Below are 16898 nucleotides of genomic sequence, written 5' to 3'. Positions count from 1 at the left end.
TATCGTTATAGTTCGAGGAAGTTTTGAATGAGTTTCGCGCCAGCTTTACTTGAACGCTCTGGGTGAAATTGCACCCCGTAGTAATTGCCGCTTTGTACTGCAGCAGTAAAGCTTTGACCATATTGCGCACTGGCGATGGTTCTGCCACCTTGCTGCGCGGTATTATCAAATACAGGCATAGCGTAACTATGAACGAAATAAAAATAGCTTCCTGCAGCAATCCCATTAAATAGCGGATGATTATCTTCCGGTGTAATGGTGTTCCAGCCCATATGTGGCAGTGGTAAACCCTCTGCTTGGATCTTTTCAACGGATGCATCACACAAATCTAGACAAGGGATAATGTCATTGCCATTTTGACCGTGTTCTTGTGATTCTTTACCCAGCAGTTGCATACCTAAACAGATACCTAATAACGGTTTAGTCACTTGTTTAACTAAGCTGACTAAATCACGTTGTTGCAGGTTCTGCATCGCTTCACTAGCGGTGCCAACCCCAGGAAGAAACAGTTTATCGGCAGCAAGTACAACGACTGGATCTTTACTGACTTCGACTTGATAGCCAAGACGTTCAATAGCAAAGCGAACAGAGGATACATTGGCACAACCGGTATCAATAATAACCACGCGTTGTTCAGTGTTTACTGTTGATGGTGCTGTCATTACAACACTCCTTTACTGCTTGGTAGCTCGTTACCTTCCACTTTAATCGCTTGGCGCAGTGTGCGACCAAAGGCTTTAAATAGGCTTTCAACAATGTGGTGATCGTTATCACCTGTTGATGATAAGTGCAGGGTACACGCTAGGGTATCAGTTAATGAGCGGAAGAAGTGTGGCACCATTTCTGTTGATAAATCACCAACTTGATCACGACTAAATTGTGCATCAAATTTTAAATATGGACGACCAGACAAATCTAACGCGCATTGGGCTAAACATTCATCCATAGGTAAGCTAAAACCAAAACGACCAATACCGCGCTTATTACCGAGCGCTTGACGTAATGCTTCACCCAAGGCGAGAGCTGCATCTTCAACACTGTGGTGATCGTCGATGTGTAAATCACCATCGATGGTTAGTGTCATTTGAAAGCCACCGTGAGTCGCAATTTGATCAAGCATATGATCAAAAAAACCTAATCCGGTCGAGATAGTATTACCGCCCGTTTGATCTAAATTTACTTTAACGCGAATATCTGTTTCTTTGGTGGTACGAATTACTTCAGCGATCCGTGGTTGAGTGGTGAGATCAGTAACGATCCGTTGCCAGTTCATGGTTTGCGGGTGATACTGAATACCACGAATCGCCATGTTTTCTGCTAATTGAAGATCCGTTTGACGATCGCCGATCACTGCTGATGTTGCAAAATCAACTAGACCTTGCTGTAAGTAGTCTTTAACCAGCCCTAGTTTTGGCTTACGACAACTGCATTGCTGGTGGTCAAAGTGAGGGCAGATCAGCACATCGCTAAATACCACCCCTTGTGATACGAAGATGTCCATCATCATAGTATGTGGCGCATCGAAATTCGCTTGTGGGTAGCTATCTGTACCTAAACCGTCTTGGTTTGTTACCATCACCAGTTTGTAGCCTGCGTTTTGCAGCGCTAGCAGGGCTGGAATAACATTGGGTTCAAATTTAAGTTTATCTAACCGATCAACTTGAAAGTCTAATGGCGGCTCAACAATTAAAGTGCCGTCACGGTCGATAAATAGAATCTTTTCTTTGCTCATAATTAATGTCCTTATTAATTATTGTTGTAATTGTCTACGAATAAACGCGAGGGTTTTTTCACATTCGTCACGATTACCAACACTGATACGAATACAATTTTCAATCGGTGAACGACGTAAAATAATACCGTTATCCCATAGTGCATTGAATAACTTATCGGCATCAGAAAATTTAACTAACAGGTAGTTACCATAGCTATCAAATACCGTTACTCCCGCTAACATGCTTAACCCTGCTTGTAGATAGGCACGGTTAGCACACAGATCTAATACTTGAAATTTAGTGCGCGCGCGACCTGCAGCAGATAAAGCTTGCACTGCGATTTCAGTCACAGGGACAGGTACAGGGTAAGGCGCAATGATTTTAAGTAGAATTTCAATGATTTCTTCATTCGCTAAAGTGAATCCACAACGTAATCCTGCCAGTGCAAACGCTTTAGATAGAGTACGTAGAATGACTAAATGTGGATAATTGACGAGTAAATCTTTAACACTATCTTGCAGACTAAAATCAATATAAGCCTCATCAATCACTACTAATGCTTTATCTGTGGTCATCTCCAGTAAAGCGATAATATCGTTACGTGCTAATAAATTGCCAGTGGGATTATTAGGACTGCAAGCAAACACGATCTTGACGTTCTCAAGTTGCTCTGCAATAGCATTAAGATCGAGTTGCCATTCTGACGTTAGCGGTACAACTTTGGCGTTAATATCGTTGATCTCTGCACTAATAGCATACATACCGTAAGTCGGAGGACAGTAGAGAATGCTATCGCAATTTGGTTCACAGAAAGCTTTAATGATCAGCTCAATACCTTCATCGGCACCACGAGAGGTTAAAACCTGTCGTGGTTCAACGCCCGCATAGTCAGCATAAGCATTGATCAGCGCTGGAGGTTGGCATTCGCTGTAACGGTTTAACCCTGCCAGATTAATACTGTATTCATTGGCAAACGGTGACTCATTGGCATTAAGCCAAATATCACCAGTGCCGCCTAAACGACGGGCTGATTGATAAGGGGTTAATTCACGTACGGTTTTACGGGCTAGTTGGGCGATGGTCATGATCAATACTCTTGTTGTGCCGTTAATTTATTAACTCGAATAGTGACAGCGTGTTTGTGTGCGTCAAGGCCTTCAGCCTCTGCAATTGTGGTCACTGTTTTTGCAATACCGAGTAAACCTTCGGCGGATAATTCTTGTACTGTCATTCGTTTACTGAAATCAGCTAAGCCAAGGCTTGAATAAGTGCGGGTATAGCCATAAGTCGGTAATACATGGTTGGTTCCTGAAGCATAATCACCCACTGATTCTGGTGACCATTGACCTAAAAAAATCGAACCTGCATTATCGAGCAATGACACTAGATCTCTTGGTTCACAAGTTTGAACAATTAAGTGCTCAGGACCATATTGATTAGAAATAGCGACACATTGGGGTAGCGTTTCTGCGACGATCAGAAGGCTAGATGCTAAAGCTCGTTGAGCAATATCAGCCCGTGTTAGTTGTCGCAATTGACGCTCAATCGCTGCCGCAGTTTGATCGGCAATAGTTTGGCTTGATGTGACTAAGATAACTTGTGAATCAGGCCCGTGTTCGGCTTGGCTTAATAAATCAGCAGCAATAAATTCAGGATCGGCACTGTCATCGGCAATGACTAATACTTCAGAGGGGCCGGCTGGCATATCAATCGCAGCACCGTTGAAATCATTACTGACTTGACGCTTTGCTTCGGTGACAAATGCATTGCCAGGGCCAAAAATTTTATCGACGCTGGCGATAGTGTCAGTGCCATAAGCCATCGCGGCAATCGCTTGTGAGCCACCTACATTATAAATAGCGTTAATGCCACATAGTTTGGCAACATACAAAATTTCATCGGCAATCGGAGGGGGAGAACATAATATGATTTGACGGCAACCTGCAATTTGAGCGGGTACGCCTAACATTAATACTGTTGATGGTAATGGCGCACTACCACCTGGAATATATAATCCAACTGAATTAACCGGACGCGTAACTTGTTCACAAATTACACCTGCTTGTGTTTCAACGCGCAAGGTTGGCTGCTGTTGTGCAAGGTGAAAGGTAGTGATATTGCGATGCGCTTGCTCTAAGGCTGCTTTCATTTCATCACTTAATCGAGCACAAGCTGTATTAACGTCGGTTGCTGAGACTGCAAGTGTTGTTGGGCGAATGCCATCAAATTTTTCGGTAAGTGCGAATAATGCGTCATCCCCTTGTTGGCGAACTTGTTTAATAACATCACTGACAATGGCTGTGATATTGGTACTGTTAGTTACTGCAGGACGTGCCAGTAGTTGTTGTTGCTGGTCTTTAGTGAGTGATTGCCATACTACCGTTTTCATGACTTACTCCATCATTTTTTCAATTGGCAATACCAAAATAGAGCTAGCACCTAACTCTTTAAGTTGCTCCATGGTTTCCCAGAATAGATTTTCAGAGCTAACAAGGTGGATCGCAACGCGGCTTTTATCACCAGCAAGTGGTAATACGGTAGGATCTTCAGCACCAGGCAATAAACATTTAATTTGATCAAGACGATCAGTGGGAGCGTGTAACATGATGTATTTAGATTCTTTGGCTTGAATAACACCTTGCATACGGGTCAGAAGGCGTTCTATTAACGCTTGTTTTTCATCGCTAATGATTTCAGTTGATTGGATCAGTACAGCTTTAGAACGTAGGATAACTTCTGCTTCTTTAAGACCATTGGCTTCTAAGGTTGCACCTGTTGAGACTAAATCACAAATCGCATCAGCCAAACCTGCTCGAGGAGCAACTTCAACGGAACCGTTAAGCATACAAGTGGTAAATTTAACGTTGATAGTATCCATGTAACGTTTGACTAACTGCGGGTAAGTGGTAGCAATTCGTTTACCATTAAGATCTTGGGGCCCGTTGTAATCAGCATCTTTATCTATCGCGATAGAAAGACGGCAGCCACCAAAATCAAGTCGACGTAGTTTTATATAATCGCAGGCTTCGTTACGTGCGGCGCGTTCAAGACCCACTTCTTCAAGTTCGTTTTCACCAATAACACCTAAATCAACCACACCATCCATGATCAAACCTGGAATGTCATCGTCTCGAACCAATAATAAATCAATTGGCATATTTTCAGCGTGAACCACTAATCGCTCACCGACCATATTAAATTTAACACCGCAGCGTTTAAGTAAGTCTTGGCACTCTTTGCTAAGACGGCCTTTTTTTTGAATCGCAATGCGTAATCGTTGTGTTTGCATAGTTATATTCCTTGTCTAAATTCATTCAAATAATAAAAATTTCAAATTGAAAACTAGGTATTAAAAAACCCTCGAAAGAAGTTTCTTCCGAGGGTCTGAATGAGATATTCCGTTATGACCACTGGAAGAAAAAAAAGCGTCTTCCAGGGTGAGGCGTATCCTCCCGAAAGACTAATCAGGATGATGATGATGTTGAGATAGAATCATTTGGATACGCATAAATAGTTACTCAAGAAGGCTGAACATTATTTGTTGTTGTCATTCACACTAACGAAGGCTGTTGTTTTTTGCAACAATAATTTAAGTAAAAAGTTAAAATTATTGTTAATTTTTTGTGTAAATACGCTGAGGGGATGAAACGCAGAGCTTTATTTTGTAAGGTGATGAACTTTAATGAATTGTTTGTTTTTTAAAAGCAAATAAATTAGCGGTAAATAGTTTAATATGAAATTTTTAAGGTTTTTCTTTCCAATAACGCAACAAATATCACGTCAATAACACTGATTTTTTATACTCAGTGTTATTGATATGTGCTGTTAATATATTAATTTAGCCGCAGCATTTTTTATATTTTTTACCACTTCCGCATGGGCAAGGGTCATTACGACCAACTGTTTTAGTGACGGTTATTGGTTGGGGTGCTGGTGGTTGTTCACTGGGTGGTGGCTGAGGATATTCACCATCAATATAAAACCAATACTGTTGACCATTAATAGATTCTTGTACAAATCGAGAGCGTTCTTGCAGTATGTATTCTTCGCCTGCTTCTTTATAAGCGGCTTTAAATTCAACAAAACCCTGACCATCAGCAGCAATTTCACTGTTAATAACCTCTAGACCAAGCCATTTAAGATTAATCGATTCAGCAATAGCTTCACGGTGAAGTTCTGCCTCACAACTGGCATGATATGTTTGTACGACAAAATCAACTAAGCCCAACACATGAGCACTGTAACGCGCACGCATAAGCTGCTCGGGATGAGTAGCTAAAGCATGATTAGAATGAATAGGTTTACAGCATTCAGCAAGTAATTTGCGGCTGCCGCAAGGACATTCATTAGTGTGTTTTGACATCTTTATAAAGCCGAGTTTAGTAAAAATTACGGCTAGTTTACGTTTTCATTATCTCAATTGGCAATCAGTGTTTATATTTGCTGCAATATATTGGTTGAATGATTAAAATAATGGTAACTTATGATTTATGAGTACATAATATTTGCGGTAAGAATAATTACCATTTGCAATGCACCTTTTGTGCTCCTCGAATAACCCTCTTTGTGTTTAATAGTCCTTATGTCCATATTTACCTTGATACAAGCGGGATTGCTTGTTGGTAGTGGTGTTTTTTGTTTGATGCTATTCGTAGCATGGCGGAAAAACCATAAGCAGGAAGCTGATACACGTATTATCCCCATTGCTATTATTGGTGGTTTTGCTCACTTTTGCGATACCTTAGGCATTGGCAGTTTTGCCATCATGACCTCTGGTTATAAACAATTTAAGCTTATTGATGATCAGCAATTACCTGGAACTCTTAATGGTCAGTCAGTACTGCCAACAGTTTTTCAGGCATTTATTTTTATGACAGCGGTTGCAGTTGATTCTGTCACCTTATTAAGTTTAGTTGCTGCGGCTTGTATTGGTGCAACGATTGGCGCGCGATTAGTGTCTAGTTGGGATCGGCAGCATATTCGTATTGTAATGAGTGTCGCATTATTAATTGTGGCAGGTTTAATGCTTGCGGGACAATTAAAGCTATTTCCATTAGGCGGTAGCAGTCTTGGTTTAAGTGGCTGGAAATTAGTTATTGGTATCGTTGGTAACTTTATTTTTGGTGCATTAATGACCGTAGGAATTGGCTTGTATGCGCCATGTATGGTAATGATTTATCTACTTGGTATGAATCCATTAGCCGCTTTTCCGGTAATGATGTGTTCATGTGCATTTTTAAGTTTTTTCTCATCAGCAAGTTTTATTCGTCATAATCGCTTTAATAGTCGAGCGACAGTAACCGTTGCGATTGTTGGGCCGATAATGGTGATGATTGCAGCATATTTAGTGAAATCATTAAATATGCATGTATTATCATGGCTTGTGTGTGTTGTTGTTTTTTATACATCAATCACTATGTATCGCTCATGGCTTACGGATAGAAAAGTGATGCCTAATACAGCGGTAAAAGTACAATAAGTGCTACGTCAGTGAATAATAGATAATAGCTCTTTATAGCAATAAAAAAGGTACGCATGTCGTACCTTTTTTTATGCTTATCAACTTACGGTTGCAGTGCTGAATTTACGCGTTTCTAATTGATACCCATCGTGGTCATATATCAGTACTGAGCCATGATCATACCAATCACCAAGTACAATGCGTTGTGCTGGCATGCCATCAATATCAAAATCATGAATGTCTGGTCGATGAGTGTGGCCATGAATCATTTGAGTGACATTGGCATCGCGCATCACCCGTACCACTTCTGTTTGAGTAACATCCATAATCGATTGGCTTTTAGTTTGATTATTCTTACCACTGTTACTGCGGAATTTATCCCCGACTTTTACGCGATATGATAACGGTAATCGGGCAAACAGCCATTGAATAACAGGATTGTGAACTTTTTTACGGTAACGTTGGTAAGCTTGATCTTCAATACACAGCGTATCACCGTGTAAAATTAAGGTTGGTGTGCCATACAGATCAACCACGGTATGTTCAGGTAATAATGTAATACCTGTTTGACGGCTAAATCGTTTGCCAATTAAAAAGTCACGATTACCATGGATAAAATAACATGGTGTACCAGCATCAGTTAGCGTTTTGAATGCTTGTTTAACCTGGCGTAAGAAAGGGGAGTCTTCATCATCGCCGATCCACATTTCAAATAAATCCCCTAATACATACAAGGCATCGATATGGTGGGTTTCCTCGGCCATAAAGCGTAAGAAACAAGCGGTAATGTCAGGACGTTCAGCACTTAAGTGCAAATCTGAGATAAATAATGTGGTCATAAGTGATTAATAAAGGGCAGCAATTAACTGCCCTTTGCGAAGAATTAATCTTCGATTGTTACGTTTTCAATGATAACGTCTTCAACAGGCACGTCAGAGTGGTAACCGTTACGGCCTGTTTTTACTGCTTTGATTTTATTTACTACGTCCATGCCTTCAACAACAGCAGCGAATACACAGTAGCCCCAGCCACTCATGTTTTCGCCAGTGAAGTCTAGGAAGTTGTTATCTTTTACGTTAATGAAGAATTGTGAGCTAGCAGAGTGTGGTGCGTTAGTACGCGCCATTGCTAATGTGCCTGTTTTGTTGCTTAGGCCATTGTTTGCTTCATTGTTGATTGTCGCGCGAGTTTCTTTCTCTTCCATACCAGGAAGCATGCCGCCGCCTTGAACCATGAAACCATCAATAACGCGGTGGAAAATAGTGCCATTATAGAAACCGTCACGGCAGTATTGTAGGAAGTTAGCACATGTTACCGGTGCTTTATCTTCGAAAAGATTAATTTTGATGTCACCGAAATTTGTGTGAAGAGTGATCATGATTTTTTCCTTTAATGGAGTATTTTCTTTAAGCGTGGATATTAACTTACCTTAGCCGTGTCAGACAAACATTACCCGCTTAATCTGCACTAATTGCTAAAATAGCATCCATCCTTGAATTTTCCTTGCGATCAAATGCTATAAAAGGTGTAATTACCGACAAATTCGAAATTAATGAGTAATGCTGAGACATGTTAAAGATCTATAATTCGCTCACACGACAAAAAGAAGTATTTACACCCATCCATCCTGGCAAAGTCGGTATGTACGTTTGTGGCGTTACGATCTACGATTTATGTCACATTGGACACGGTCGTACATTTGTCTCTTTTGATGTGGTTTCGCGTTATTTGCGTTACTCAGGTTACGATCTTACTTTCGTTCGTAACATCACTGATATCGACGATAAAATCATTAAACGTGCGGCTGAAAATGGTGAAAGCTGCGAGTCATTAACTGAGCGTTTAATTGGTGAAATGCACGCTGACTTTGATGCTTTAGGCATGAAACGTCCAGATGTTGAACCACGCGCAACCCAATTTATTGCTGAAATCATTGCACTTTGTGAACGTTTAATTGAGCGTGGCTTTGCGTATGTTGCATCAAATGGTGATGTAATGTTTGAAGTAAGTAAGTATGACGATTACGGTCGTCTTTCTAAGCAAGATCTTGATCAGCTTCAAGCGGGTGCTCGCGTTGATATTGATATGGCAAAACGTAGTCCGTTAGATTTCGTGCTATGGAAAATGTCTAAACCTGGTGAACCAACATGGGAATCACCATGGGGGCCTGGTCGTCCTGGTTGGCATATTGAATGTTCAGCGATGAATTCATCTATTCTTGGTGATCACTTTGATATTCATGGTGGTGGTTCAGATCTACAATTCCCGCACCACGAAAATGAAATTGCACAATCATGCTGTGCTCACGATGGTCAATATGTGAATACATGGATGCACAGTGGCATGGTGATGATTGATCGTGAAAAGATGTCTAAATCATTAGGTAACTTCTTCACTATTCGTGATGTATTAAATCACTATGATTCTGAAACCGTACGTTACTTCTTAATGTCTGGTCATTACCGTAGCCAGCTTAACTACAGCGAAGATAATCTTAAACAAGCGCGTTCTGCACTTGAACGTTTGTACACTTCACTGCGTGGCTTAGATACTTCAGTCGCAGCCGTTGGTGGTGAAGAGTTTATTGCGCGCTTTAAAGAAGCAATGGATGATGATTTTAATACGCCTGAAGCATACTCTGTGCTGTTTGATATGGCGCGTGAAATCAATCGTCTAAAAACGGATGATATCGCAGCTGCCTCTTTATTGGGTGCTCGTATGCGTGAATTGGCTGATATTTTGGGTTTATTATCTCAAGATCCTGAAACTTTCTTACAAGGTGGTGCAGGTGAAGATGATGATATGGCTGAAATTGAAGGGTTAATTCAACAGCGTTTAGATGCTCGCGCAGCGAAAGATTGGGCTGCAGCTGATGATGCTCGTGATAAGTTACTTGCGATGGGTATTATTTTAGAAGATGGTGCGCAAGGTACCACTTGGCGCCGTAAATAATTTAGCTTATTGTTGAATAAAACCGAGGTTTATATGCCTCGGTTTTTTATGTCTTTTTTTTGGTGTTATAACGTCTCAGGTAATTTCGTACCACATTTCTTACAGTATTCGGCATCCATTTCATGACCGCTTGTTGCACAATTAGGACAGCGTATAAGACCTCGGCGGGTTTTTATCTCTTGATTTAACTCTGCTGTAATAATCCCCGTAGGCACTGCCAGAATAGAATAACCCAATAACATGGTTAATGACGCTAATGCTTTCCCCATAACGGTATGAGGTACTATATCGCCATAACCCACCGTAGTGATTGTCACAATCGCCCAATAAATACTTTTAGGAATACTGGTAAAGCCATTGGCTGGTCCTTCAATAATAAACATTAATGAGCCAAAGACTGTAACGAGAATTAAAACTGAGCTAAAAAAGACAAAAATTTTACGCTGAGCGTGACGAAGTGAGCGTAATAATATATTGGAATCTTGAAGAAATCTTGCCAGTTTGAGGACGCGGAAAATACGTAATACACGAATTAGGCGAATGATGAGTAAGTAGTTTGATCCTGGAATTAAAAAGGCAATATAAGCAGGTAAAATGGCCATTAAGTCAATAACACCATAGAAACTACGCATATAAGCAAAGGGACGTGGAGAGCAATATAAACGCAAAACATATTCAATAGTGAATAGAATCGTAAACGACCACTCAGCAATAATCAGCAGATGAGAGTATTGTGATTCGATGCTAGCAACAGATGAGATAATTAAAATTATTTCAGAACTTACAATGGCAACAATTAAAGCAATATCAAACCATTGACCGAAGCGGGTAGAGGTACCAAAAATAATTTGATAGAGGCGTTGTCTTGGGGTTAGTGGTAGTTTTGTCATAATTAAATTGTATTTATTAACAGATAAGACGCCAACATAATATTTTAAGGTTTGTGGTGCATAATTAATTGGCTTGAATATTACCAAGTATATCAAAACCTAGCAGTGACTTAAGTATTTATCAGTTGTAAAAAAGCCCCAGCGAATAAATTGGCTGAGGCTTAGGATGTTATAGCTGCTGTTAGCCTAATCCTGGCAACATCACACGCAGTCCATTGATGATAAATTCAATACCTAGAGCAGCAAGAATTAGACCCATAATACGTGTAATAACGTTAATACCAGTTTGACCTAAAAAGCGTACGATATAAGGGGCCGAACGGAATAATAACCAACAACAAAAAGCAAAGACGGCAATAGTGATCGCAATACCTATCGTTGATGTTAAGCCAGGGTAGCGAGCACCGTATACAATGGTTGAGCTAATGGCACCTGGTCCAGCCATTAATGGCATCGCTAACGGAACGACCCCCACTTGTTCACGGCTAATAGATTCCGATTTTTCTTCTTTGTTTTGTTTAACTTCGCCGATTTTACCGCTCATCATTGAAAATGCGATGCTTAGCAGCAATAAGCCGCCCGCAACGCGAAATGAATCGATTGAAATACTGAACAGATCCAATAAATGTTGCCCAGCTATTAATGCAACAATCAAAATAATAACAACAGCAATATTGGTTGTTAATGCGGTTTTATTTCGCTCTTCAGGGCTCATTGTGCCAGTAAGAGAAACGAAAACAGGCATAATTCCAACGGGATTAACCGTTGCAATAAGCCCTACAAAAAAGTGTAAAAATATAGCCATATCAAAAGCCTGCATAGTTATACCTACTAAGTTACCTTGATTTTTGATGGTTTGAATAAGAAAAGGGAATAGCTATTTAAATTTTTATAAGAGGGAATATAAATTAAATTATAAAAGCTAAATTAACCTTAATAAATAGTATCTAAGTTAGTGTTCTATAAGGATGTATGGTTAAAAGTACTATTGGAGCAATATTTTAATCTAAGCTTACTATTTCATCCACCAATAAAAGCTAATTTGTGCAAGTTAAGCGATAAAAATATTGATATACAATTTAGTATGCAAAGTGGATTTTTATGTATTAAGTTTAGTGAGGAACCAATGCATAAGATGAATATGCAACAAATATTGAGCAGTTGACGCAATAAATCGTGAGTTCTGTCACAATTAGATATCTTATGGGCTAGTAAATGTATTTTTATTACGTAATATTTCGGCTTGTGAAATAAATGATTTTAGTACATAGTAGATAAATCAACTGTAAGGCTCATAAAATTGCATGCAAAAGAATGAAAAACGAGCTGATTTTTACTATTTAATGGTTATTTGAGCGTTTTGGTTGGGCGGTGATCTAAATCAATTTCTTTTTTAGTGTGAAAAATTATAATCAAATTTGAAAGCAATTTACTAAGTGTATGGCTGTAGGTGTTAAGATACTTTAACGCTCTAGTATGAAAAATATCAGCATGTTCTTACTAAATGATTTTTAATTTTAAAGCTAGGAGTTATGTATGCCTGTAACAAATATGGCTGAACTAGATGCAATGGTTACACGTGTTAAAGCGGCTCAAAAAGAATTCGCTACTTTCTCTCAAGAAAAAGTAGATGCAATTTTCCGCGCAGCATCTCTTGCTGCAAACAATGCACGTATTCCTCTAGCGCAGCAAGCTGTTGCTGAATCTGGCATGGGTATTGTTGAAGATAAGGTTATCAAAAACCACTTCGCTTCAGAATTCATCTACAACAAATACAAAGATGAAAAGACTTGCGGTATCTTAGAAGAGAACGAAGAGTTCGGCACTATGACTATTGCAGAGCCTGTAGGTATCATTTGTGGTATCGTTCCAACAACGAACCCAACATCTACAGCGATCTTTAAATCACTTATCGCTCTTAAAACACGTAACGGTATTATCTTCTCGCCACACCCACGTGCTAAGAATTCTACTAATGATGCAGCTAAACTTGTTTTAGAAGCAGCAGTAGCAGCTGGCGCACCTAAAGACATCATCGGCTGGATCGACCAACCTTCAGTTGAGCTTTCAAATGCTCTTATGAAGCACGACGGTATCGCTCTTATCCTTGCTACTGGTGGTCCAGGCATGGTTAAAGCTGCATACTCTTCAGGTAAACCAGCTATCGGTGTTGGTGCAGGTAACGTTCCTGTCGTTATTGATGAAACTGCAGATATTAAGCGTGCAGTAGCATCAGTACTTATGTCTAAGACATTTGATAACGGTGTTGTTTGTGCTTCTGAGCAAGCAGTTATCGTTATGGATGAAGTATATGACGAAGTGAAAGCACGTTTTGCTTCTCACAACGGTTATGTTTTATCTAAAGATGAAGCAAACAAAGTACGTAAAATCTTATTGATTAATGGCAACCTAAACGCAGATATCGTGGGTCAGCCAGCAACTAAGATCGCTGAAATGGCGGGTGTTAAAGTTCCTGCTGATACTAAGATCCTGATCGGTGAAGGTGAGCAAGTTTCTTACGATGATGAGTTCGCTCACGAGAAACTATCCCCTACACTAGGTATGTTCCGCGCGTCTTCATTTGAAAACGCAGTAGACCAAGCAGTAACAATGGTTGAAATTGGTGGTATCGGTCATACATCTGGCTTATACACTAACCAAGATACTAACGCTGACCGTATTAAATACTTCGGCGACCGTATGAAAACTGCACGTATTCTTGTAAACATTCCGACTACTCACGGTGGTATCGGTGACCTTTACAACTTTAACGTTGCACCATCGCTAACACTAGGTTGTGGTTCATGGGGTGGTAACTCTATCTCTGAGAACGTAGGTCCTAAGCACCTAATCAACAAGAAAACAGTAGCGAAGCGAGCTGAAAATATGTTGTGGCATAAACTACCTAAATCAATTTACTTCCGTCGTGGTAGCCTTCCAATTGCACTAAGCGATTTAGAAGGTAAGAAGCGTGCGTTCCTAGTAACAGACCGTTTCTTATTCAACAACGGTTACACTGATGAAATCGTAGCTTTACTTAAAGCACAAGGTATTGAAGTTCAAACTTTCTTTGATGTAGAAGCGGATCCAACACTGTCTGTTGTTGAGAAAGGCGCTGAAGCAATGAAGAGCTTCCAACCTGATGTTATTCTAGCGCTTGGTGGTGGTTCACCAATGGATGCTGCGAAGATCATGTGGGTGATGTACGAGCACCCAGAAACGCATTTTGAAGAACTAGCAATGCGCTTTATGGACATTCGTAAGCGTATCTACAAGTTCCCTAAAATGGGTAAGAAAGCTGAACTAGTATGTATCACTACTACATCTGGTACAGGTTCTGAAGTTACACCATTTGCTGTTGTAACTGACGACAAAACTGGTGCTAAGTACCCACTAGCAGATTACGAACTAACACCTAACATGGCTATCGTTGATGCGAACCTTGTTATGAACATGCCTAAGTCACTAACAGCGTTTGGTGGTTACGATGCAGTAACTCACGCACTAGAAGCTTATGTATCAGTTCTTGCTAACGAATACTCAGATGGCCAAGCACTTCAAGCACTAAGAATGCTAAAAGAGTACTTACCATCAAGCTACGCGAATGGTGCGGCTGATCCAATCGCTCGTGAGAAAGTACACAATGCGGCAACTATCGCTGGTATCGCATTTGCGAACGCATTCCTAGGTGTTTGTCACTCAATGGCACACAAATTAGGTGCTGAGTTCCACGTGCCACACGGTCTTGCAAACGCATTATTGATTTCTAACGTTGTTCGTTACAACGCAAATGATAACCCAACTAAGCAAACTGCATTCTCACAGTACGCAAGCCCACAAGCTCGTCGTCGTTATGCTGAAGTTGCTGACCACTTGGGTCTATCACACGCTGGTGACCGTACTGCACAGAAAATTGAGCGTTTATTAACTTGGTTAGAAGAACTAAAAATCAATCTTCAAATTCCAACATCAATTCGTGATGCTGGTGTTGCGGAAGCTGATTTCCTAGCTAAAGTTGATGAGTTAGCGGTAGAAGCGTTTGATGACCAGTGTACTGGTGCAAACCCTCGTTACCCTCTAATCTCTGAGCTTAAAGAAGTATTACTTGCTTCTTACTACGGTAAGCCTTTCATTGAAGGTGAAGCGTTTGAAGGTACAACAGTAATCAAAAAATCAGAGCCAGTAGAAGTTGCTGTTAAAGGTAAAAAAGCAAAAGCTTAATACTTTTACTGACTAAAAAATAATAAAGCCCGTCTAGAAATAGACGGGCTTTTTGTTTTCTGAAATTCATAGTATCGGTATCATTTAAATGTTGTAGAGTTAAACTCTCAAACTCTCAAACTCTCAAACTCTCAAACTCTCAAACTCTCAAACGAAAAAGGCCAAGATTTAATACTTAGCCTACTTGATTTGGGTGCTGTTAGACGATGGTTTAAACTCCAATTTCTGACTCAATCATCCGCCCGCTAAATGAATCATTACGTACAATGTATTCGACATTTCGTGCAATTTCATCTTGCATAGGCACATTAATAATTGTGTGCTGATCATAAGGCTTATCTTGTAGATTTATCGGTACAATACCGCCGACACGAATATTTAAATTCGCCAGTTCGTTAGCCCAATTTTGAGTTAAACCACTAACAACCGTTTTACTGGTTGTTGATGTATAAGGGTGATGATTTTCATGGCTTAATGCTAGATTTACAATCACACTCTTGTTCGGGTGGTATTGCATAAACTCAGCCGCTACTTTTCCAAAAATAAAAAAACTTGTAGCAATGTTTTGCATTACATCATTAAAGTCAACGATTGATGTCGGTGATAATAAATTAGGTATTTCTGTACCTGTCCAAGTATTCAGTAAGATATTGATAGATCCAAATCTTTCATTTACTTGTTGGAATAGTGCTTGAATACTGGTCTCATCGTAACTTTTTATATAGAACGCCGCTGACGAATCATTAACCTTCTGGCAAGACTGTAAGGTTTTTTTTAATTCAACTTCGTTATTATCTACTAATGCTAAGGTAGCCCCTAATGATGCGAAATGAAGCGCGACAGCTTTACTAATAGGATTACCAGCTTCGGTGATAATAGCGACTGATTGTCCAATATGCATATATTCCTAGCCTTAATGTTTAAATGGTCTTATTTGGAGCCTTATTGGTATTAATTTTACTGTAGTTATATCTAAGGCAATTACTATCATCAATACTAGTTAATAATATCGCAAACTAATAATAATAAAGAAGAAATCATGAGCAGCGTCACGAACAAAAATAGTTATTATTTCTGCATCATAAATAAGATATTTTATCTTTGATAAATTGCCAAAATTGGTTTAAGCCGCCCAACTCATTTCACTTAAGCGTTTAGATTTAATTAATGCTAAGTAAAGATCTTGTGGGGTCGCTTGCAGGGGGTTTTGCTCGATAGGTGGTAATTTTCGGCGTTCGTGAAGTGATAAATTATGAAATAAATCTTCGGGTAAACCTTTTGTTTGTTGCGGTGGGTAGGAGAGGGCTGTTGGCTGTAATTGTGCCAATAGACGAGTGCTAGTTAAACTTGCTTGATGGAAGGCTTGTGCTTGTTCAGCTGCTCGTTGATAACATGATGGTGTTGATATGAGAGGCTGTGGTGCTGGGATTTCAAAATATGTTCGCAGCTGTTGGGATGATGGTGTTTCTTGTGGTGTTGTATCAACCGCAATATTTTCATGCAGATCTGACGATAATAATGCGAGCATTAATGCAAAATCAGCTCGACGTCCACCTTCAACTGCATGGTTGAGGTTAGTACCAAGCTGAATTTCATTAATAAGCGATAAATTATCAAGAGATTGAGTTTGCATGTAATCAATGGCTGGCTATGTTAAAT

At 39.9% G+C, this 16898-nt stretch carries 15 protein-coding genes and 1 other annotated feature; of the genes, 3 read left to right on the top strand and 12 right to left on the bottom strand.

Features of this window, described 5'->3' with window-relative positions; translation table 11 throughout:
• Positions 1–5 precede the first annotated feature (5 nt).
• The 6 genes from hisH to OC457_RS09505 form a co-directional block, all read right to left on the bottom strand.
• A complete protein-coding gene (hisH, locus tag OC457_RS09530) occupies positions 6–662 on the bottom strand; it encodes an imidazole glycerol phosphate synthase subunit HisH (RefSeq protein ID WP_080173066.1) in 657 nt (218 codons plus the stop codon).
• Positions 662–1732: a bifunctional histidinol-phosphatase/imidazoleglycerol-phosphate dehydratase HisB gene (hisB, locus tag OC457_RS09525; RefSeq protein ID WP_080173067.1), complete on the bottom strand. Its 1071-nt coding sequence runs from the start codon at positions 1730–1732 to the stop codon at positions 662–664. The genes hisH and hisB overlap by 1 nt, the downstream gene beginning before the upstream one ends.
• Positions 1733–1750: 18 nt before the next feature.
• On the bottom strand, positions 1751–2794 hold the full coding sequence (gene hisC / locus OC457_RS09520; RefSeq protein ID WP_080173326.1) for a histidinol-phosphate transaminase: 1044 nt from the start codon (positions 2792–2794) through the stop codon (positions 1751–1753).
• Between the two features lie 8 nt (positions 2795–2802).
• Complete coding sequence (gene hisD, locus OC457_RS09515; RefSeq protein WP_080173068.1) at positions 2803–4104, bottom strand: histidinol dehydrogenase; 1302 nt, start codon at positions 4102–4104, stop codon at positions 2803–2805.
• Positions 4105–4107: 3 nt separating this feature from the next.
• Entirely contained in the window at positions 4108–5004 is an 897-nt protein-coding gene (gene hisG, locus OC457_RS09510) for an ATP phosphoribosyltransferase (RefSeq protein WP_080173069.1), read from the bottom strand.
• Between the two features lie 59 nt (positions 5005–5063).
• Positions 5064–5200, bottom strand: a sequence feature (His leader region).
• A gap of 353 nt (positions 5201–5553) precedes the next feature.
• On the bottom strand, positions 5554–6078 hold the full coding sequence (locus OC457_RS09505) for a YchJ family metal-binding protein (RefSeq protein ID WP_080173070.1): 525 nt from the start codon (positions 6076–6078) through the stop codon (positions 5554–5556).
• Positions 6079–6297: 219 nt separating this feature from the next.
• Here OC457_RS09505 and OC457_RS09500 point away from each other — a divergent pair, with 219 nt between their 5' ends.
• Entirely contained in the window at positions 6298–7194 is an 897-nt protein-coding gene (locus OC457_RS09500) for a sulfite exporter TauE/SafE family protein (RefSeq protein WP_080173071.1), read from the top strand.
• A gap of 80 nt (positions 7195–7274) precedes the next feature.
• On the opposite strand, the gene lpxH is transcribed toward OC457_RS09500, so the two are convergent.
• Positions 7275–8015 carry a UDP-2,3-diacylglucosamine diphosphatase gene (gene lpxH, locus OC457_RS09495; RefSeq protein ID WP_080173072.1) on the bottom strand — a complete coding sequence of 247 codons (741 nt, stop codon included), beginning with the start codon at positions 8013–8015 and terminating at the stop codon, positions 7275–7277.
• A gap of 44 nt (positions 8016–8059) precedes the next feature.
• Positions 8060–8554 (bottom strand): peptidylprolyl isomerase, encoded by a 495-nt coding sequence (locus OC457_RS09490; RefSeq protein WP_080173073.1) that lies wholly within the window; start codon positions 8552–8554, stop codon positions 8060–8062.
• Between the two features lie 191 nt (positions 8555–8745).
• Between OC457_RS09490 and cysS the strand changes: the two genes are divergently transcribed.
• Positions 8746–10128, top strand: a complete 1383-nt coding sequence (cysS, locus tag OC457_RS09485; RefSeq protein ID WP_080173074.1) for a cysteine--tRNA ligase — start codon at positions 8746–8748, stop codon at positions 10126–10128.
• A gap of 65 nt (positions 10129–10193) precedes the next feature.
• On the opposite strand, the gene OC457_RS09480 is transcribed toward cysS, so the two are convergent.
• A complete protein-coding gene (locus OC457_RS09480) occupies positions 10194–11018 on the bottom strand; it encodes an ion transporter (protein ID WP_080173327.1) in 825 nt (274 codons plus the stop codon).
• Between the two features lie 181 nt (positions 11019–11199).
• Positions 11200–11838, bottom strand: coding sequence for a YchE family NAAT transporter (locus OC457_RS09475; RefSeq protein WP_080173075.1), 639 nt, complete (start codon positions 11836–11838; stop codon positions 11200–11202).
• A gap of 716 nt (positions 11839–12554) precedes the next feature.
• On the opposite strand from OC457_RS09475, the gene adhE reads away from it, so the two are divergent.
• Positions 12555–15239: a bifunctional acetaldehyde-CoA/alcohol dehydrogenase gene (adhE, locus tag OC457_RS09470; RefSeq protein ID WP_080173076.1), complete on the top strand. Its 2685-nt coding sequence runs from the start codon at positions 12555–12557 to the stop codon at positions 15237–15239.
• 211 nt (positions 15240–15450) lie between these two features.
• Here the strand turns inward: adhE and OC457_RS09465 are convergent, their stop codons facing one another.
• Positions 15451–16140, bottom strand: a complete 690-nt coding sequence (locus OC457_RS09465) for an SDR family oxidoreductase (protein WP_080173077.1) — start codon at positions 16138–16140, stop codon at positions 15451–15453.
• 222 nt (positions 16141–16362) lie between these two features.
• Complete coding sequence (locus OC457_RS09460) at positions 16363–16872, bottom strand: VC2046/SO_2500 family protein (protein ID WP_080173078.1); 510 nt, start codon at positions 16870–16872, stop codon at positions 16363–16365.
• Positions 16873–16898: the final 26 nt, after the last annotated feature.

Origin of the sequence: Photobacterium toruni (genome assembly GCF_024529955.1) — a bacterium.
Taxonomy (GTDB): Bacteria; Pseudomonadota; Gammaproteobacteria; order Enterobacterales; family Vibrionaceae; genus Photobacterium; species Photobacterium toruni.
Note: the sequence above shows the minus strand (reverse complement) of the source record. Positions and strands in the feature narration are given on the sequence as shown.